This window comes from Lactiplantibacillus dongliensis (assembly GCF_005405105.1).
In the GTDB taxonomy this organism is placed as follows: Bacteria; Bacillota; Bacilli; order Lactobacillales; family Lactobacillaceae; genus Lactiplantibacillus; species Lactiplantibacillus dongliensis.
Genome location: NZ_BJDK01000022.1, coordinates 30,575 through 51,409 on the forward strand (window position 1 = coordinate 30,575; position 20,835 = coordinate 51,409).

16 protein-coding genes and 1 tRNA gene are annotated in these 20,835 nt (G+C 45.9%); 6 read left to right on the plus strand and 11 right to left on the minus strand.

Going from position 1 to position 20,835, the window contains the following annotated elements; all coding sequences use genetic code 11:
• Positions 1–81 precede the first annotated feature (81 nt).
• A complete protein-coding gene (locus FFM80_RS09345) occupies positions 82–1,842 on the minus strand; it encodes a flavocytochrome c (protein WP_137640540.1) in 1,761 nt (586 codons plus the stop codon).
• Between the two features lie 136 nt (positions 1,843–1,978).
• On the opposite strand from FFM80_RS09345, the gene FFM80_RS09350 reads away from it, so the two are divergent.
• Both FFM80_RS09350 and FFM80_RS09355 read left to right on the plus strand, forming a co-directional pair.
• On the plus strand, positions 1,979–3,583 hold the full coding sequence (locus FFM80_RS09350; protein WP_137640541.1) for a histidine kinase: 1,605 nt from the start codon (positions 1,979–1,981) through the stop codon (positions 3,581–3,583).
• On the plus strand, positions 3,561–4,280 hold the full coding sequence (locus FFM80_RS09355; protein WP_137640542.1) for a response regulator transcription factor: 720 nt from the start codon (positions 3,561–3,563) through the stop codon (positions 4,278–4,280). Before FFM80_RS09350 ends, FFM80_RS09355 begins: the two co-directional genes overlap by 23 nt.
• A gap of 91 nt (positions 4,281–4,371) precedes the next feature.
• Here the strand turns inward: FFM80_RS09355 and FFM80_RS09360 are convergent, their stop codons facing one another.
• The 10 genes from FFM80_RS09360 to FFM80_RS09405 form a co-directional block, all read right to left on the minus strand.
• The gene (locus tag FFM80_RS09360) at positions 4,372–4,578 is read right to left on the minus strand and encodes a hypothetical protein (RefSeq protein WP_137640543.1); all 207 of its coding nucleotides are present in this window, start codon (positions 4,576–4,578) and stop codon (positions 4,372–4,374) included.
• A gap of 4 nt (positions 4,579–4,582) precedes the next feature.
• Positions 4,583–5,257 (minus strand): hypothetical protein, encoded by a 675-nt coding sequence (locus FFM80_RS09365; protein ID WP_137640544.1) that lies wholly within the window; start codon positions 5,255–5,257, stop codon positions 4,583–4,585.
• A gap of 129 nt (positions 5,258–5,386) precedes the next feature.
• Positions 5,387–6,457, minus strand: coding sequence for a hypothetical protein (locus FFM80_RS09370; protein WP_137640545.1), 1,071 nt, complete (start codon positions 6,455–6,457; stop codon positions 5,387–5,389).
• Positions 6,458–6,578: 121 nt separating this feature from the next.
• A complete protein-coding gene (locus FFM80_RS09375) occupies positions 6,579–7,547 on the minus strand; it encodes a helix-turn-helix transcriptional regulator (RefSeq protein WP_137640546.1) in 969 nt (322 codons plus the stop codon).
• Positions 7,548–7,719: 172 nt separating this feature from the next.
• Positions 7,720–9,408, minus strand: coding sequence for an arginine--tRNA ligase (argS, locus tag FFM80_RS09380; protein ID WP_137640547.1), 1,689 nt, complete (start codon positions 9,406–9,408; stop codon positions 7,720–7,722).
• A gap of 404 nt (positions 9,409–9,812) precedes the next feature.
• Positions 9,813–10,898 carry a hypothetical protein gene (locus FFM80_RS09385; RefSeq protein WP_137640548.1) on the minus strand — a complete coding sequence of 362 codons (1,086 nt, stop codon included), beginning with the start codon at positions 10,896–10,898 and terminating at the stop codon, positions 9,813–9,815.
• An 81-nt stretch (positions 10,899–10,979) separates the two neighbouring features.
• Complete coding sequence (locus tag FFM80_RS09390; RefSeq protein ID WP_137640549.1) at positions 10,980–11,423, minus strand: GNAT family N-acetyltransferase; 444 nt, start codon at positions 11,421–11,423, stop codon at positions 10,980–10,982.
• A 104-nt stretch (positions 11,424–11,527) separates the two neighbouring features.
• Positions 11,528–11,598, minus strand: a tRNA-Gly gene (locus FFM80_RS09395).
• 76 nt (positions 11,599–11,674) lie between these two features.
• Entirely contained in the window at positions 11,675–11,920 is a 246-nt protein-coding gene (locus FFM80_RS09400; protein WP_137640550.1) for a DUF2187 domain-containing protein, read from the minus strand.
• Between the two features lie 64 nt (positions 11,921–11,984).
• Entirely contained in the window at positions 11,985–13,373 is a 1,389-nt protein-coding gene (locus FFM80_RS09405; RefSeq protein WP_137640551.1) for an MATE family efflux transporter, read from the minus strand.
• Positions 13,374–14,446: 1,073 nt separating this feature from the next.
• On the opposite strand from FFM80_RS09405, the gene FFM80_RS09410 reads away from it, so the two are divergent.
• The 4 genes from FFM80_RS09410 (at position 14,447) to FFM80_RS09425 (ending at position 20,822) form a co-directional block, all read left to right on the plus strand.
• Complete coding sequence (locus FFM80_RS09410) at positions 14,447–15,772, plus strand: peptidoglycan recognition protein family protein (RefSeq protein ID WP_137640552.1); 1,326 nt, start codon at positions 14,447–14,449, stop codon at positions 15,770–15,772.
• Between the two features lie 440 nt (positions 15,773–16,212).
• On the plus strand, positions 16,213–18,519 hold the full coding sequence (metE, locus tag FFM80_RS09415) for a 5-methyltetrahydropteroyltriglutamate--homocysteine S-methyltransferase (RefSeq protein ID WP_137640553.1): 2,307 nt from the start codon (positions 16,213–16,215) through the stop codon (positions 18,517–18,519).
• Positions 18,520–18,533: 14 nt separating this feature from the next.
• Positions 18,534–20,390 carry a bifunctional homocysteine S-methyltransferase/methylenetetrahydrofolate reductase gene (locus FFM80_RS09420; RefSeq protein WP_137640554.1) on the plus strand — a complete coding sequence of 619 codons (1,857 nt, stop codon included), beginning with the start codon at positions 18,534–18,536 and terminating at the stop codon, positions 20,388–20,390.
• A gap of 72 nt (positions 20,391–20,462) precedes the next feature.
• Complete coding sequence (locus tag FFM80_RS09425; protein ID WP_137640555.1) at positions 20,463–20,822, plus strand: DUF1516 family protein; 360 nt, start codon at positions 20,463–20,465, stop codon at positions 20,820–20,822.
• Positions 20,823–20,835 lie beyond the last annotated feature (13 nt).

Genomic DNA, 20,835 nt, shown 5'->3' on the forward strand with positions numbered 1-20,835 from the left:
TTTAGCGCAACTAGTCATTAGTTGGCTAGGCCAAATAAAAACGGTGCCAGCATGATCGCGTGGCACCGTTTTTATTAGCACTTATTTCAGTTTACCAGTCGTTTGACCCGCAATCCAACCAAACGTAATAATATCGGCAATGGCGTTCCCACCCAAGCGGTTCGATCCTTGGATGACACCGGTTAATTCACCGGCCGCGTATAAACCGGGAATTGCTTTCCCATGCTGATTCAAAACTTCAGTCTTTTCGTTGATGACTAACCCACCCATCGTATGATGCACGGATGGCACGGCCTTTTCAATGTAGTAAGGACCTTTAGCTAAGGAAACTAGGCCGGCACGATGATGGAAATCCTTATCTTTACCAGTCTTGGCATAACGATTGACTTTTTTAATCGTTGCTTTCAAAGCCGCGGGATCAATCTTGAAGTCTTTCGCCAATTCATCAATCGAATCAGCCTTGTATAACAAGCCTTCCTTGATTAATTCATTATATTCCGCTTTGTGCGCAGCTTTCGTCTTCGAAATCCCATCGATCTTGTCATTCCAGATCTGATATGTGTAGCCGCCGGTTTGTTTCAAAATAGCTTTAGAAATCACATCGCGGCGTTCCAGTTCTTCAACAAACCGGTTACCTTCTTGATTAACTAAGATGGCACCATCAAAACGAGTATCTGCTAATAATGAGATCATCCCGGTCTTCGGATTAGCGATTGGATACGTCTGAATATACTTCATATTCGTCAACTTAGCGCCAACATTCTGCGCCATCACAATCCCGTCACCTTGCGTCCCAGCAGTATCGGTTGATTTATAACGTTTATCATACTCTTGATTATATTTCGTCCGCATCTTCACGTTCGAACCAAAACCACCAGTCGTTAAGATAACGGCATTTTTAGCCTTAAACGTCACATTCTTTTTACCCTGATAACGTGCCTTAACACCCACGATGCGGCCATTTTGCTTAATTAATGATTTAGCCTTCGTATTAGTATAGATTGGAATCTTCAAGGCCGTGGCCTTCTTATCCAGCTTCGTCACCAGTTCTTGCCCCGTATGACCGACTGGAATTAGTGCCCGTTTATAACTATGACCCCCAAATTGGAAGAGTTGATCCTTGATGAAGTTAACATGAATGTCATCGCGCAACCACTTTGCTGACCCTAGGGCATTGTTCGCTAAAATATGCACCATCTTCGGATCACCGAGATTGTCGCCGCCCTTCATCGTATCTTGATAATAACTCTTGACGGAATCGCCTTTAATTTTCAGTTTCTTTTGAACCCAGTTGCCCGGCGCGTTCATTTCACCACCAGAGATTAAGGTATTCCCACCAACTGTTGGCATCTTTTCAATGATGGCCACTTTCTTACCCGCTTCTTTGGCTTCAATCGCCGCACTAAAGCCACCACCGCCAGAGCCAACCACTACAACGTCAAAGTTATTGGTCTTACCCACTTTCGGTTCATCCGATGTTGCGGTCTGCTTAGTGGACTTCAACGTGACGCCAGCCTTTTTAACCGCGGCATTAATCGCTGCCAAATATCCTTTACTCGTAGCCGTAGACCCACTGATCACATCAACATCCGTCGAATTCTTTGCGACAATGGTATCCTTTAATTGGCTATAGACCGGCTTGGATAAGACTGAATTTTCTTGTTGCTTTAAAACTTTGATTTTTTCAATCTTATTCCCCTTAAACGTCACGGCCACCTTAATATCACCGTGTTTCCCCGTCCCAGTACCTTCTACCGTTTGCGTCTTGCTACCGGCTGAACAAGCCGTGAGTAAGATAGCGGCCGACAACGTTGTGACGAGACTCAAAAATCCTTTTTTCATCTGAAACCCTCCTCCGATATCGATTAACAATGTTAGTATACCGATTAATGAAAGGGCTTTCGTTGGACTTTTTTGAGATTAGGTGGACATTTCCGTCACTTTCGTGAAATAATGTACAAAATGGAGGAAACTTTCGATGCGATCATTAAAGAAGCAAACCGTAGCCTTATTTTTACTGACCTCGTTAAGCTTGATTGGCTTAATCTACGGGGCCATGCGGATTGAACTGGCCCGCAATATTTTGCCGCTGAATACCTCGATTACCCAACGAGCGGTCGATAATCAGACGAATCAGATGGATAGTTGGTTTGGTGAGCGTTTAGCTGAACTGCGACTGCTGGCAGATTTACCAGCGCGGCATACTTACAGTCGCCAAGCCATGTTTGCCGAAACGGCGGCAGTCACGAACTTTGATCAGCACAACTACGTCTCGATTCGGCTGGTTGATAAAGACGGGATTTCCCGGTCAGCCACATATCCTGACTTTTCAGTTCGTAATCGAAATTATTATCGCGAAATGGTCCAACATCCCCGCCGACACTATACCGTCAGTAACCTCTTAACCTCGCGCGAAGATCATCGGGCCATCGTAATTATTTTGTATCGTTTGGCGAAACCACTCACGGATGGCACGACTTATTTAGCAGCGGCCATTCCGCTCACTAAAGTCGAAAAGCTCGCGCGGCACCTAACCTTATATGATGGCAAAGGCGTCATCTTAGGGGCGAACAATCAGTCGCCGCAAATTGACCCGCAGCGGGAATTGTTACTGACATCGTCTTTAAAACGACTCCCCAAGTGGAAAGTGAACTATATCGTTCAGAAAAAAGGGTTAGGTGAAAATACACAACAGTTATTGCGATTATTATTAGTCATTGCGTTAGTTGTGATTGGCTTATTAGGCTTACTGCTCTTATTATTGCTTCGCCAAATTATTCACCCAATCCTCGGCTTAACCCGAACGATGACTGCAGTTCAACAAGGTAACCGCCAGATTCGTGCGGCGGAAACCGGTCCTGAAGAGATTGCTAGCTTGGCAACTACCTTTAATCAAATGTTGGCAGATGTTTATACAAGTGAGGCTAAATATCGCGAGGCGTCAATTCAGGTGTTGCAAGCACAAATTCAACCGCACTTTTTATATAACACACTGGATACGATCCAATGGCAGATTCTGGGTGGTGAGCCCGATGCGGCCGTTAACATGTTGGAAAATCTCAGTATCTTTTTCCGCAAAGGCTTAAACCATGGCCAAGAATTGATAACCTTGGGCGATGAATTAGCACACGTGGAAAGTTACCTGAAGATTCAAGCCGTCCGTCATCCGCAATTAGCGCAATTCAACGTCGAGGTCGCACCTGAGCTTAAAACAGTGTCTGTCATGCACTTTGTCTTACAACCTTTAGTTGAAAATGCGATCAACCACGGTTTACGCCCCGCTGATCGCACTGATGGTCACCTAGTCATTCGCGCCCAGCAGTTGACGACAACTGCCTTACAACTCACCATTAGTAATAATGGCGTCCCGATTGCCCCCGCAACTTTGCTGGCTTTGAATCAAGGTACTTATACCGCTGGCAAAGATGGCTACGGGATTTATAACATTCGCCATCGGTTGCATTTGTTTTACAACGGACAAGCACAGTTACGGTTTACTAGCACCCCAACTGTCACGACCGTTACCCTAATTTTACCTATTATCCAGGAGGCTGAGCCACATGCCAAGTCTATTAATCGTTGATGATGAACAAGCGCTACGTCATGGTCTCGCCCACTATCTGGCCCACTTAGAAAGCCCGTTTGAGACCATTGTGACAGCCGAAAATGGGCAAACGGCGCTCGCAAAATTAGAACAACAACCGTTTGCCGCTGCGTTGGTCGATATCAATCTCGGTGATATTAACGGGCTAGACCTGATTAGTCTCATTAATCAACGCTACCCGCAAACTTTAGTCGTTATTATTAGTGGTTATGACGATTTTGATTTTGCGCGCCGGGCCATTAAATTAAAAGTTTTAGATTATCTGCTTAAACCGATTCCGCGCTCGGATTTAAAACAGCTCATGGCGACCTTGGCTCAAAAGCTCGCTACAGTCCCGCCAGTTAAACCGGTGGCTAACGACCTGGCAACGAGCGGTCAGACTTACATTGAAGCCCATTATTCTGACAAAAACTTGTCGCTGACTCGCTGTGCCCAGGCGCTATTCGTCAGTGAAACTCACTTAAGTAAACAACTTAAGCAAATGACCGGTATGACTTTTTTGGAATATCTCACGACTTATCGGTTAAAAAAGGCTCAAGAACTATTACGTAATCCCCAGTTGCAATATACAATTACTGATATTGCGACTAAAGTCGGCTACGAAGACGCCCATTACTTTAGCCGCGTCTTTCGTAAGAAACTGGGGCAATCGCCCTTGCAATATCGACAACACTAGAAAAACGATCGGGTTGACCTCACTTCAAATTTGGTTAGGTCAACCCGATCGTTTTTTAGGCCATATTCAATTTTGCTTAACTCAAGTATGACTATTTACCTAATACTTTATAGAGTTCTTCTGCCATCCCAGTTGTATTATCCATTAAAACATCACGTAATGGTTCAGTCCGCAACAGTTGCTGTGTACGCTCAGAAAGGGCCCCAACCGACAATGCAATTGCTACTGTTTGATCAACTAATTTCTGATCGCTAAGCAAACGTTCTAAACGAGCACCAGAAAGACCATCAATATCCATATTCTCAACTCCTCGTATTAACATATTGCCCAACTGCTACTAAAACTGTTAAATAATTATTGATATGCGTTCGTTCTTGCAACAATGAAAAAGACGCAATAATACCACGATGTTTATAATATCCCTGAACCCGGTAACCAATAATACTTAGCACCTGCTTTTGATTCACCTTATCAAAATAAAAATATCCTGACAATCGACTTAAACGTCCCATTAGATTAACTTGATTTTCAATAAAATCATTTATGTCTGGATCAAACTTAGTCAATAGGTCACTAATCACCAAATACTCCAAAAGTTCACGATTATTTGCATTATAATGACTCATATATTTAGCCATTTCAACTTTCATTTTAGCATCGAAAGCGGCTAAATCATAATCTAACAATGGTATAATCTCGTGAACATAATAGTCCAGCGCTTGTTTGGTATAATCAAACCGTTTATTATTCAAATCTTCTTGCCGATTTCGGTTTGTCCACTGAAATTGGACCAGTGCAATCACGATGCCCATAATTGTCGCAATCGATACCAACGTATTGAGCCAAATCATCGCAACTGCATTATCTATCCCAATTAATCCCAATATAACTAATACAACGCCTAATCCTAAGAACCACAACCTAAATTTGGAACCTCTCATCATGCGCTTTCTTACTTGTCCCCAAATTTGTGCCATTACCAACCGCCCCCAACCTTTTAACCAGCATACCAGAACACACGTTCAAAAGTCTATTAAGAACCAGTAGCTTTTAAGTAAAACTTGTGTAAACCAAAAAGCCAGCAGATTACCTCCACTGGCTGATAGTTAAAATGTGATTTCATATTCAAACCGGAGCTTCTTATAATAGTCCAACTCAATAAAGTCAGTCGGTCGGACTTCACCGGGCTGCTTATCAAAATAAGCGACGCCGGCTAAACGCAACATCGTATAGACGAACTGTGAGCAAAACATAATATTCGGTCGAAACGAATGCTTAGCTACTAGTCCCACCAAATTATAGGCACTACCTTCGTGATTAATCGACGTTAGTTTGTCTAAGACGAAAGCTTTTTGTGCTTGGGTGACTGGCAAGCTATAAACCAACACCGAGGCATCGTCCTTTTGGTGGAAGAAGGCTAAATTCTCCGCATTTAATCCTGGTGGATAAACATTGTCGCCACCATTATACGAAATGATGGTCTTCAGATCCCGGTCAAAGGCCAATGAGACGTGATTATACTGCTTTTGCGTAAAAGCCGAAATAATCTCACTGGCCGGACTCCCCGTATTCGACACCACCAAGTACAAATTCAAATCGGTTAACGACGCTTGCGCCTGCTCAAAATAAGCCGACGTCAGCGTCCCATGATTGATATACTTAGTTGCACTATGCCGCGGCAAATCAGTCAAAACGGTTTTTAAATGATCAACTGACATACTCTGGTGCACTTGTGAGAGCTGTTGCAAAGCGATCTGGACCCGTTCCCAATTACGATGGACTTCATCAAAGCTGACGGCACTAACATCGGCCGCCGAGGGCATATAAAACTCATCTTGATGTTGAACCATCACGAACCGCTCAACCACTAATGGCAGCAGTAACAAGCCTAGCGCCACGATTTTAGTTGGGTAATACAAGGCCGTCCAGCCGCGCATTGGAAACAAGACCAGCGCATTAAAGACCAGCTGAAAGATCATGACGCCGATGTACGCGGCACTTAAGCCCAATTTGACCGACCGCCGCGATGCCGTTAACCATGTCCGGACCACCAAACCACCCGCTAATCCCACACTAGCCAGGGTCATCAACGGCATCTTTGCAAACAAATATAAGCCAACTAATATGGCAATCACAATCCCCCGATCGAACCTAACTCGATGTAAAATATCGTTCATCTGTCAATTACACCGCTTTCCATGACTTAGTCAATGTTAGTCCACTATACGAAAACGGTGTCACTTTGTCAATTTACCCTCACAATTAGTCATTATCATTAACAACTGCCATAGCTATCAGCTACGCTTGGTATTGTGCCAAAGTTTGGCTGAGCGCCTGTTTCACCTTTTCAACTAATGAAGCCGGCTCTAAAACTTTAATCGTTGTGCCTTGACTTAAGACCCATAACAACGTCCCTTGTTCAAACGCATGGGCTTCAATCACCACCCCACCGCCATTGGCAGTCGCCGCCGTTTTTGTTTCTGGCACCAGATGCGAATGCGGTAAGCGATCCAAAGCCGTTTTCGGTAAACCCCAGTAACGAAACCGATAAGTCGTTTCATTACCACCATGCAACAAATAAGTCTTGTTCACAAAAGCCCCTTCATCAAGTTTTTTGGCTAATTCTACTTTTAACTTCAATTCTTTTTCTGGCTGAATCGCGGTAAAGCGATCTAATCGATAAACGCGACGGGAATCTTGACCATCAAACATCATGACATAAAAATAATAGTCTGAAAAATAGAGACTAATTGGTAACCCCACCTCCGACTGGAAATGGCGCCCGTCACTATGTTCATAATTGAAGGCTAACGTTGTCTGCGAGGCAATCCATTCTGAAAACTGCTCTAAACGCGGCAATAAGTCTTTGTCACCCGCACTAACAGGAACGTATTGTGAGCGGGTGGTCACACATAACTTCCGCACTTGACTAGCTGCCGCCGGTTCAATCAAATCCAACAATTCATTAGCAATTTGGTCTAATTCCCGTTTACCAAAGGCCCGTGTTCCAATCAGCTGTTTAAGAAGCGCAAGAACGGTGACTGGGGCGAGTTGGTTCATTGCCCTTAAAGCATACGTCTTCGTCTTCGCATCGTGTTGATAGACGTATTTCAAGTCACTCTTCTGGAGTAAGTCACGCAAGCTGCCTAAATCACGTTGCACCGTTCGCGTCGTCACTTGATATTTCGTCGCCAAGGCTTCCGCCGTTAATTCATCGCCATGTAAGAGATCAATAAAAACATTAATAATTCGTTCCGTATTTGTCATCAGAAAACCTCACTTAAACTGCTCAAATTAGCATTGTGTTACAATCACAGATTCATCCTACCATAAAGGTGCGACACCACTTGTCGTTTGTTATGTGATACCCAAAAAAGTTCAAAAAAAAGCCGTTGCCAGCAAACCTGCTGAAACAACGACTTCTTTCCTATTCATGGGCTTACATTTCGTCTGGGGCTTTAACGCCTAATAAGCGCAAAGCTTCTTTCAAGACGATGCTGACACTCTTAACCAAGGCTAAACGTGCTTTCAGTTCATCATCCTCGACTAAAATCTTCGTATTACCATAATACTTGTTAAAGGCTTTCGCTAAATGAATCGCGTACTTGGCGACAACGGATGGTTCGTATTCGTCACTCGCCCGCACCACGATGGTTGGAAATTCGCTCAATAACTTCAACGTATCCCAAGCAGCCGGATCGCTTAACGCTTGACCGTCAGCTGCAATGACTGGGCTACCAGCTTTACGCAAGATACTTTCAGCCCGCGCATGTGCATACTGAACATATGGCCCAGTTTCGCCTTCAAAACGCACAACTTCTTCCAAGTTAAAGTCAAAATTGTTCATCCGTTCATTCTTCAAATCATGGAAGACCACGGCACCAATCCCAACGGCATCGGCCACCGCGTCTTTATCAGCTAAATCTGGATTCTTGGCTTCGATTTGTTTGTGTGCCAAAGCAACCGCGTCATCTAAGACCTTATCTAACAAGATCACACGACCACTCCGCGTTGACAACTTCTTACCACCCTGGGTAATCAAGCCGAATGGAATATGGTGGATCTGGTCAGACCAGTCAAAGCCCATTTCCTTTAAAACCGCCTTTAATTGCTTGAAATGGTTCGTTTGTTCGTTCCCAACAACGTATAAGGATTGAACAAAATCATACGTCCGCTTCCGATATAAAGCAGCGGCTAAGTCCCGCGTGATATAAAGGGTCGCGCCATCAGACTTCTTAATCAACGCTGGATTCAAGTCGTATTTGCTTAAGTCAACCACTTCGGCGCCTTGACTTTCATGCAACAATCCTTTACTTTCCAAGATGTCGACGATTTCATCCATCTTGTCATTGTAGAACGCTTCCCCTTTGAAAGAATCAAAGTCGATGTCCAACCGCTTGTAAATCTTCTTGAACGCCTTCAAAGATTCAGAACGGAACCATTTCCACAAGGCTAAGGCTTCTTCATCGCCATTTTCTAGCTTCTTGAACCAGTCCCGAGCCACATCGTCCATTTCAGGATGGTCGACGTCTTCTTTATGGAAACGCACGTAATATTTTAGTAAATTATTGATGGGGTCCGCCTTAACTTCAGCTTCGCTCCCCCACATTTTGTAAGCCGTAATTAACTTACCAAATTGGGTTCCCCAGTCACCTAAATGATTGATTTTAACTGGTTTGTAGTCAATCTTGGTTAAAATGTTAGCCAAAGCGTTCCCAATCACGGTTGAGCGTAAATGCCCCATTGAGATGGGCTTAGCAATGTTTGGTGACGACATGTCAATCGGTACTTGACCTTGTTCCCCAATCTTGGCATTCCCAAAATCGGCACCATCAGTTAAGACTTGACCTAAAATATCAGCGGAGAAAGCGGCTTTTTTGAAGAAAAAGTTCACGTATGGACCCATTGCAACAACTTTTTCAAAGTTGCTTTGGTCAATTCTTTCAACGATCTCGCCCGCAATCATTTGCGGCGCTTTGTGCATGATTTTAGCTAACGTAAACGTTGGAAACGCTAAGTCCCCTTGTTTTGACGTCTTCGGTTGTTCAATCTTAGCCTTGATCTCATCGGGCGTTAAGTCCGTTAAGGTTGGGGCTAAAGCATCCGTTACTTGTTGTTTGTAATCCATTCTTTTGGTCTCCTTCTTTGTTTGGGTGGGGCGGAAACGTGTTCAGGTGGACTGGGACTTCCGGTTGCTACGCCAGTCAGCCAATGCCAAAACCGCATTCACTGACTGGCTAGGCAATCCTCAATCCCAACCCGTCCACCTTCGCACTCTACAAAAAAAGCCCCTTACACATTAAACTAAACATGTAAGAGACGAGAACTTCCCGCGGTACCACTCTAATTGATATTGCATCCACTTATTATCGAATTGTCGTCTTCAAAAGCGCGCTTCGCTGCTTGACCTGATCCGGCTTCCATCACCCCGGACTCGCTGTGCAAGTTTTGTCAGTTACTATTCTTTCTCATTAGACGTTGTGCATTTTTACCATGCGTAAGTATAACAGAATTTATGGGCTTTGACTAGCGCTAACTGGCTGAGTCGTCAGTTTTCGGGATAAACGCCGCATATTGTGCCCCAAATTCCGCTTGAAAGGCTGCCATTAACGCCGGGTCCTGATCTAAAACCGTGGTCCCCGCTGGCAACCAATCGTCTACGTCAACTACTCGCCCCGTTGCTAAAGGCTGATACTCGGCAATTGTCGCTGGATCGGCCTTTAATTGCGCGAGAAATTGTGTCAGCTTAGCCGGATCCGCCCTGAAGGCCCGCGATTCCGCCAAGGCCGCATCTAACTCATCACGACCAGCTTGCCGATCAGCAGGGTCAATGCCATAAAAAGAGATTTCCCATAACAGGGCCGCCATCCCAGCCCAAAAGTCACCCGTGGTTGCAATCTGGACCGGCATTGCTAAAATCTCAGGATAGGACAGGTATTCAATGCCACCAAAGACGTGCTCATCACCAGTGGGCTCATAAATAATCGGGTCCCACTCAACTTGACCAGCAACCAGTCGGGCAACCACCCGCAAACTGGAGGCAGTCGCTGCACCGGTTGGCATTTGTTGCATCGTCGTTAGTTGCCGGCTCAAATACGTCGTATAATCTAACGACTCAGCCTTGCCGTCCGCCAGCGCCCGCGCCATTGTCGTCAAATGTGACGTTTGCAACGCTACCGGCAGTATCGCCGACCACTCAAATTGACGGGGCCACTGCGCCATCAGCCGTAAGTGTCCGGCTGCCTGTTCCACCACTTGATTGGCATTAGCACGAAAATCAGTCGTCACTGGTGACCACCAAACTTGATAACGGGTCACTTGATGAACCGTCACTACGGTCAAGCCAGTGATATCGTTAGTCGCTATCAAGCGTTGCCGCGTCCTGGAACTTAAATTTGCCAGCGCTAGCCGTAAGTCAAACCCAACTAGTGCTAACGGATCAGTCGCATTCCTTGCCGGCACAATCGTCAGCCCAATCACCGCACGACCGGTTAAAGCAACCTGGTCACCACTTGCAAAAGTTAGCTTAAGTCCCGTGACCAAGTCTAAGGCAATTGCCACCCCCAACTCAGCTAGTTGCGGCGCCTGCTGCTGCGTTAATCCACGTTTGTTTATCATCATTGAACCCTCTCTCCATGCCTGGTTAGTGCCAACTAAGTTAAGTGTAGCTTAGTCCAGCCGGGATTCAATTGATTGAACTTACAGTTTTAAGACCATATCGCGATGCGGAATACCATCTTCTAAATAAGCCGGTGAAACGGCGACAAACCCAAACGATCGGTAAAAGGCATCTAAATAGACTTGTGCCTGCAGGTTAATCGTCGTTGTGGCCGGCCACAACTGTTGAATACGCGCAATCGCGGATTGAACGAGTTCACGGCCAGCACCTTGTCCCCGCATCGCCGGATTAACGATGACGCGACCAATCCGGGCCATCTGATTAGCTTCTGGAATCAACCGGGCATATGCCATTAACTGACCAGTCACGTCAGTTCCCAATAAATGTTGGGCGGTTAAGTCGGTGGCGTCAACTTCTTGGTAAGCACAAGCTTGTTCCACCACAAAGATTGCCACCCGCAAGTGATATATCGCATAGAGTTGCCGTGGCGTTAAATCATCAAAAGCACTCACTTCATAGTTCATTTTTCAGCCTCATTTCTTTTAATCATCAGCGCGATTCCTAAAAAACTACATAAAAAAACTAGTAACCTGACATTCAGATTACTAGTTCGCCGATTTGTAAGTTAAGCGGGTGACGAGAATCGGACTCGCGACTCAAGCTTGGGAAGCTTGTATTTTACCACTAAACTACACCCGCAATTGACAACAGAAAATAGTATAGCATATATTTTCGATGTTGTCATATAAAATTTTAAATTTTTCGCGATTTAGACTTAAGCTTCTGGTTCCGGCGTCTTCGCAACTTTAGGGCCCGCCTTGATTAACTTGGCATCCCCTTTGCGAACGACGGCACGATGGTTGTATTCATCAACAACTGGTTTATCGGATTTCGTAAATTCCTTAATTAAGATCAAAACCGAATTTTCATAAACCTTTTCAATTTCACCCTTAAAATCATGTTCAAGTGAAGCAAACTTTTTACCTTGGACGTAATCGCCAATTTTTAATTCTACCGCCATTTAGAAAACTCCCTCATTCAAATTGATAACAAATATTATCAAATCCTAGTCAGACTTGCAAGCCTTAAATTTCATTTTTAATTATTGGATTGGGTCTTTCTTCAGCAACTACCGGTTCTGCTTGCGCCCGTTGCCGTAACTCCCGGACGGCGCGAATGTACGCTGGTAGTAACACTGCTACTGATCCCAGCCAAGCGAGTGGTTCTGATGAGCAAGCGCCCGGATAACCCAAGAGACGCACCATAATCAATGCCGCAAAGACCCGCATGAATAGTTCCGCCGCCCCTGCTAACGTTGGAATCGCACTCCGACCTAAGCCTTGCAACGTATTACGCATGATGAACAGCATCGATAATAAGAGATACGTACTACCGATCACATTAAAGTACGTTTGCGACAAGTTTAAAACGGCCATATCTTGATGACCAACAAATAACCCAACTAACTGTTTGCCCCAAATAATTTCGATTAAGCCCGCGGCCACACTAAAGCCACCGGACAACCACATCGTTTGTTTGACCCCTTTGATAATTCGGTCATACTGATGAGCCCCGAAATTTTGCGCGGCAAACGTCGCCATCGTCACCCCAAAAGACATCAACGGCTGGGTGGCCAGTTGGTCAATCTTTTGTGCTGCCGTGGTCGCGGCTACCGAATCAGTTCCCAGACTATTCAAGGCCGACTGCAATACAATCGTACCAATCGCAATAATCGACATCTGAAAGGCCATTGGTAACCCCACCCGTAAGTGCCCGGTAACTTCTGGCCGCCGAAACTTAAAGTGGCGCCGACCGATATGCAACACTGGAACTTTGACGACGATATAAACCACACACATCAATGAAGCAATCAGCTGTGCCAAGATTGTTGCCCAACCGGCACCCGCAATCCCCCAGTGAAAACCGAGGATAAAGAGTAGTTCCAAGCCAATGTTAATCAACGAACTGATAATCAAAAACCATAACGGCGTCCGGCTATCACCCAGCGCGCGAATAATGTTCGATAACAAGTTAAAGGCAATTGGCGCTAGCATCCCGCCCAGCATAATCTGCAAGAACGTACGGGCATCGTTGATAATGTCACTTGGTGTCTGCATTAACACTAAAATATGATCCACAAAGATTAGTGACAAAATCGTCAACACAATCCCTACCACCAGACTGACCGCGATACTAATTGCAAAACTACGGCGAACACCTTTAAAATCTTTGGCACCATAATGTTGCGCCGTCAAAATAGCTAAGCCGGCGGTCAACCCTTGGGCGAACCCAATAATTAAAAACTGGACACTTCCAGTTGATCCGACGGCGGCTAAAGCTTTAACCCCTAGCGTTTGGCCGACGATCAACGTATCCGACAAACTGTAAAACTGCTGAAAAATATTACCGATCAATAATGGAATCGTAAACCAAAAAATCAGCTTTAACGGGTTCCCCTTTGTTAAATCGCTCATTTTCGCACTCCTTTCGTTAAATGACTTAGTCCCTGTTATCATGCGGATTTGGGGACAGTACCTCAAGCAAACTTTGGTAGTATACCAGCTTTAGTTCGTTAATACTAGTTATTAATCCGCAATTATAAATTAAATTATTATTACAGCGATTAATGATTTTCAGTTCAGTCATTGACCTTATTGCGCGTGTTTTTTTCGGATTTAGGCCAAGGCCAGTTTCGAAGATCGTTCTTTGGCTTCAAGATAACCCATGGCGCTCCAACATTTTAGAATCCAATCAGCAGGTGGCAATTTCAATCAACACCAGGTGCATTATAGATACAATATTGTATTAGTCTTCAATCCACCTGAGCATCAGGATAAATCGCTTGTATTCTACAATTACTGATTGTTTATGATTCAGTCTACCTTTGATACTGACTAAAGTTACCGCCTAACAGTTACTTCTAAAACGCTGAAATATCAGCAACCATTTCAAAATATATAGTTCTCCGAAACCAACTTGAACCCCTGTTTGAAAGAAATGCTTACAACCAAGTTCAGCAACACTTCAGCATCGTTCAAGAATCAACTTCTCGACTAAAATAACCGTTTGAACGGTTTTACAAGTCCGGATCAACTAACGCCGGGCGGACTAGAATCGGTTCAGTGGTGTCGTTTATCTTTGCCGGTGTCTTTCCGGCTTAGATAAAGCCCGGCTTGTGAGACCGCCCTTCGGCTCACAAACGCGGCCACCACGTTCCAGCCGATTCTAGTCCACCCAGAGTGGCAACCCCAAGCTCATCCCAGCTCAACAGTTAGATTGTTCAATTCGCCGAACTACCACTGTCATGAAATTGTTAAGTGTTTGAAATATAACGCCAAAAGTTCGGTTTTAACCAACTTTTTCCAGTAAAACTGAATATTTAAGGCTGGATTTCGAACAATTATTCAACTTAGTCTTATATTTATCCGCAACTTCTAAAATAAGGCCAGATAAACCTGGCGAAAGATGGTACCTTTTTTCAGAAAAACTCGTTATAATCAATAGGAATAGTATGGCGTGGGTCGACAAAAAAGGAGACATTTATATTATGAAGACTTGGAAAGCCACCTTGCTTTTAGGGATGGCCGCAACCACCATGGGATTGGTTGCCTTGAATACCAACGGAACTAGCGCACAAGCTGCGGATTCCGTCGTGAACAATTACATTAACAGTAGTAACTTGCAACATGCCCCAATTACAAGCAGCATCTGGAACGGGTTCCCAAAGAATGCTTACCGTAACGGGGTCGGTAAACCAGAAGGCGTGGTCGTTCATGAAACGGCCAACCCGAACTCGACGATCTACAATGAAATTGCTTATATGAAGAACAACTATCAAAATGCCTTCGTCCACTCTTTCGTGGATGCCAGCAAGATCATTAATATTGCCAATACCAACTATCTGGCTTGGGGTTCTGGCTACTACGGTAATCAGCGTTTCGTGCAGTTTGAACAAGTCGAAGTGCACTCAAAAGCCGCCTTTGCTAGCGAAATCAACAATGCCGCTTACTATACGGCCGCAATTTTGAAGCAATACAACTTGAAGCCTAACGATGCCGCTTATGATGGTAAGGGGACGGTCTGGTCACACGAAGCTGTCTCAAAATATCTCGGCGGGACTGATCATGCTGATCCGAAAGCCTATTACGCTAGCGCTGGCCGGACTTACTTTGGCCAAGCTTATACGTTTGCGATGTTCTACCAACTGGTCAAACAACGCTATAACGAGCTGGTACCAAGTACTGAAATTCCAGCCGTCGATAATAGTAGCTCTAGCAGCGTTGTCAGCAGCAGTAGCAGTTCGGCGACAACGACCGCTCCTGATACCGATTCTTCAACTGCCACGACGACCGTTAAACCAGCGGTGACTTATCACAAAGGTAACGGTAATGACTGGGCCACGTTGAGTAACACTTATCGAAAATATCGGGCTTACAATCACGTCAAGGGCAGTCAATATACGGCTAAGAATCTTGGCTGGAATTATGGGTCTTACGTTGGCCGCAAAGTTTATCTAGATAATCGCGGCGTCAAGAAGTCTGGCAGTACTTGGTATCGGATTCGCTATAGCAAATCTAAGCATGCGAAACGTTACTGGGTCTACAGCAAAGCGCTGCAATTCGCTAAGGTCAGCTATACCACTGATTTAGACCAAACTAATACGGTCAAATCAACCAGTAAAGCCCCATTGCGTAACCACGTCTTAAGTTCCAGCTACTTGTCTAAGAACACGGGCTCAGTCACCGACTTAGCTGGTCAAAATGTGACCGTTAATGCTAAAGCGGTCAAAGTCCAAGCTGGCAAGACGACCGTTTGGTATCGGATTAAAGATAATAATAAAACTTATTGGGTTTATCAATCAGCCTTACAATAAGTCCCAAAAGCAAGTCAACCATCGCGTTGGCTTGCTTTTTTATTTATCAATAAATTAATATCTCATAATAAAAGTGGCATTTTAATTAAAACATCCTTTGACTTTATCATTTTGTAGTGGTACTTTTTAAGCATTCACAAAAACGAAAACGTCCCGATGAGGAAAGTAAGTTGTTAGCTCCTGTTCAGTGAGTCTGGAACAATGGAAACCAGGCCAGCGCACGACAACCGAAAATGGCCTCTAAACGGCACCACTGAGCTTTTGCCAGGTGATGACAGTCAGCTCCTGTTACCCAGCTACCGTATGACATGTACGGGTTAAGATCAATATCGCGAGGTATTGATGAATTAAGGTGGTACCGCGAACGGCAACTTCGTCCTTTTATTAGGATTGAGGTTGCCGTTTTTTATTTCAACAAAAATAATTGAGGAGTGGTTAAGATGACGATTATTAATAGCAATTTAGGATACCCCCGTTTAGGTGAACATCGGGAATGGAAGCATTTACTGGAACATTATTGGCGACAACAACTTAGCGCGGATGACTTTCATGCCGCTGCTAAGCGGCTACGACTCGCTAATTTAAAGAAGCAACAAGCATTAGGCATCGATCTAATTCCCGTGGCTGATAATTCTGACTATGACCATGTCTTAGATACTTTGGCGGCCTTTGGTGCCGTACCGACCCGCTTTGGCCATTTTGACCATCAATTAGGCTTAGATGATTACTATGCCATCGCCCGGGGAACCGATTCAGCGACTGCCGCTGAAATGACCAAGTGGTTCAACATCAACTACCACTACATCGTCCCGGAATTCGATGACGTTCACTTTCAATTACTGGATAATCGCTGGCTGCGCTACTACCAAGAAGCTAAGCACGAACTGGGCATCGACGGCAAACCAGTAATCTTAGGCCCCGTTTCCTTCTTAAAACTGGGCAAACGCCACGGCCAATACTTGGACGATGCCGCAGTCGCTGAACTCTTACCACAACTACTGCCCCTCTACCAACAAGTCTTCAGTGAGCTTGCGGCCGCTGGAGCCCAGTGGGTGCAATTAGATGAACCAACGCTGGTTAAAGCTACTGATCCCGCTGAAATCGCTCCCTACCAACAAGCTTTGACGGCGCTACATGGCGCGGTTCCGGCTTTAAATATCGAATTACAAACTTACTTTGACAGCCTAGATTTATACGACCAAGTGATCCAACTTCCCGTACAAGCGATTGGCTTAGACTTAGTTCACGACCATGGTGAAAATCTAGCACACTTGCAGACCACGGGCTTCCCGGCCGACAAGATTCTCGCGGCCGGCCTGATCGACGGTCACAACGTCTGGGCCAGTGACTTAGCAACTAAATTCGACTTGGTTCAACAATTGCGTACCATCGTCACTAACGACCAGTTATGGCTGCAACCAGCGAATTCGTTATTGCACGTCCCAATTACGACTAAGAATGAACCAAAAGCCGATCCAATTCTGTTAGGCGGCTTGGCCTTTGCTGATCAAAAGTTGCAAGAATTAGCCACTTTAACTACCGCCGCCAATCAAGGGGTGGCCGCAGTTCAAGCTGAATTCGATGAAAACCAGACTAAGTTGGCAGCCTTAAATGCGTCCAGCCACCGGAACAATCCAACTGTCCGGCAAGCCGAAGCGCACTTAGCTGATCAGACTTTTGAACGACAAGCGCCATTTGCCACCCGCATCAAATTGCAACACGACCGGCTACACTTACCATTACTACCCACGACCACGATTGGCAGTTTTCCCCAAAGTCGAACCGTTCGGGCCAAACGTGCAGCTTGGCGGCACGGCGACTTATCAGATGCAGCTTACCAAGCTTTCCTGAAAGCCGAAACGAAACGCTGGATCGATTATCAAAACGAAATTGGCTTAGACGTCCTCGTTCATGGCGAATTCGAACGGACGGACATGGTCGAATACTTCGGCCAAAAGCTGACCGGCTTCTACGCCACCCAAAATGGCTGGGTCCAATCTTATGGTTCACGCGGGGTGCGGCCACCAGTCATTTTCGGTGATGTGGCGTATACCGAACCGATTACCGTCGCGGCTTCCGTTTATGCCCAAAGTCTCACCGACAAACCGGTCAAAGGCATGTTAACCGCGCCACTCACGATTATCAACTGGAGCTTTGTTCGTGATGATATTCCGACCGCCCAAGTTCAAAATCAAATTGCCCTCGCTTTACGTCAAGAAGTGCAAAACCTAGAAAAAGCTGGCATTAAGATCATTCAAGTTGACGAACCAGCACTCCGGGAAGGGTTGCCCCTAAAGCAGCGACATTGGCAAGCCTATTTGGACGAAGCGGTTTATTCATTTAAAATCACGACGACCGGAGTCGCAAATGAGACGCAGATTCATACCCATATGTGCTACTCGAACTTCGCCGACATTATCGACACCATCAAAGCCTTAGATGCCGATGTGATTTCGATTGAAACGTCGCGCAGTCATGGCGAGATCATCAGTGCCTTTGAACAGACCGGTTACGACCAAGAAATCGGCCTGGGTGTGTACGATATTCACAGTCCACGAGTACCTAGTGTCGCCGAAATCGAGGCCAATATCCAACGGGCCCTACGCGTGATTGACGTCCATCAATTCTGGATCAATCCGGATTGCGGTTTAAAGACGCGGCAAAAGCCCGAAACCATTGCGGCCTTAACGAATATGGTTGCCGCCCGCGATGCGATTCAAGCTCAATTGAGTACCCCAACTAAGTAAGGAGGAGCTTGCCAATGGATTTACGTCAAGCCTTACAACGGCGCGTCTTAGTCGCCGATGGTGCAATGGGCACCTTACTTTATGGTAATTATGGGATTGCCTCCGCGTTTGAAGCGCTCAACTTGACCCATCCCGATACGATTCGCCGGGTGCATGAATCTTACATTAGTGCTGGTGCCGATCTGATTCAGACCAACACTTACGCTGCCAATCGCTTGAAGCTCGCACGCTACGACTTACAAGATCAAGTCACGGCCATTAACCAAGCGGCAGTCAAGCTAGCGGTACAGGCCCGTCAAACTGCCGACCATCCCGTTTATCTATTAGGCACAATTGGCGGGCTCGCGGGTGACACCGAACAACGTGTCCAACAAGCAACTCCCGCCGAAATTGAGGCTAGTCTAACAGAACAATTAACTGCGCTCCTAGCCACGAAACAATTAGACGGGATTTTGTTAGAGACCTACTATGAGCTCCCCGAATTATTGGCCGCTTTAAAGCTGGTTAAGGCCCACACGACGCTACCCGTTATCACCAATGTGTCAATGCTAGCCCCGGGCGTCTTGCGCGATGGGACGACCTTTGCCGATGCGATTATTCAGCTAGCCGCAGCGGGTGCTGACGTGATTGGCGCCAACTGCCGCTTAGGACCATACTACCTAGCGCAATCTTTTGAACACTTAGCGATTCCAGCAACGGTGAAATTAGCGGTTTATCCCAATTCCGGCTTACCTGGAACCGATACTGACGGCCAGGTCGTCTATGATGGTGATCCAAGTTATTTTCAAGATTACGCCGAACGTTTTCGTCAGTTAGGCCTCAATATCATCGGCGGCTGTTGCGGGACAACCCCGTTGCACACGGCCGCTTTAGTCCGCGGGTTGACGAGTCGGACACTAGTCGCCCAGACTGTCCAGCCCCAGCCGCGCCAGACACCGACCTTAACGCCAACACCGGGCCAGCACCTCTTCCTACAAAAAGTGGCGACACAAAAAACCGCGTTGGTCGAATTAGACCCGCCTAAAGACTTTGAAACGCAAAAGTTTTTCAAAGGGGCCCAGCGTTTAAAGGCTGCTGGGGTTGACGGCATTACGTTATCTGACAATTCCTTGGCCAGTGTCCGCATCGCTAACACCACCATTGCGGCGCAACTCAAGCTCACCTATGGGATTACACCAATCGTTCATCTGACGACGCGTGATCACAACTTGATCGGCTTGCAATCCGAGATCATGGGCCTACACAGTCTCGGCATTGAAGATATTCTCGCCGTAACGGGTGATCCCGCCAAGTTAGGTGACTTCCCGGGCGCATCGTCGGTAGGCGACGTCCGTTCGGTGGAACTGATCAAGCTAATCAAACAGTTCAACAGCGGCATTGGTCCCACTGGGAAATCACTAAAACAAGCGACCGACTTTCGCGTCGCCGCGGCCTTTAATCCGAATGCTTACCGTACAACGGTTTCAACCAAGTCAATCGCCCGCAAGCTCAGTTACGGCTGCGACTACTTGATTACACAACCGGTCTTCGATATTCAAAACGTGATTGCACTCGCAGAAGCGCTCAAAGCGGACCATTTACACGTTCCCGTCTTTATTGGGGTCATGCCGCTAGTCTCGCGCCGTAACGCTGAATTTCTACACCATGAAGTCCATGGCATCCGCTTGCCAGCCACCGTTTTAGACCGAATGGCGCAAGCCGAACAGGATGGTAATGAACGCGCCGTGGGGATCCAAATTGCTAAAGAATTAATCGATGGTATTTGCAAGTATTTTAATGGGGTTCACCTGGTCACCCCATTCAATCGCTTCAAAACTGTGATTGAATTGGCTGAATATGTCCAACAGAAAAATTTAACCCCGACTGCATAAAAATAACGTCGCCAAACTAGACTTTCATGCTAAAATTAGACATGACAGGTTGTTTGGAGGCGTTATTTTTTTATGCTATTAACGATTCATTTAATTAGCTGGGTTTGGCTCATCATCATGGTGAGTTGCGGGCTGACCCGGCAATCCATCAAAGCCGCCAATCGCTACTTGATTTTAAGTCGGCTCGGCTATTTAGCCTTGATTATCACTGGCGTGTATCTCAGTACCAAAACGTTTCAAGCCGCACCCTTACTAACAATCGTCAAAGCGGTGTGTGGTGTCGGAACAATTGGTCTCATTGAAATCGCCTTTGCCCGCTGGCAGGAAAGCCACTTGACCGGCAAGCTTGTCAGCTTACTAGTCGGTGGCGTCGTCCTGACCGTGATGCTTGGGTTTGGCTTGCATGTCATGCTCACCGGTCATTGGCTATAAAGATCGCAAAAAA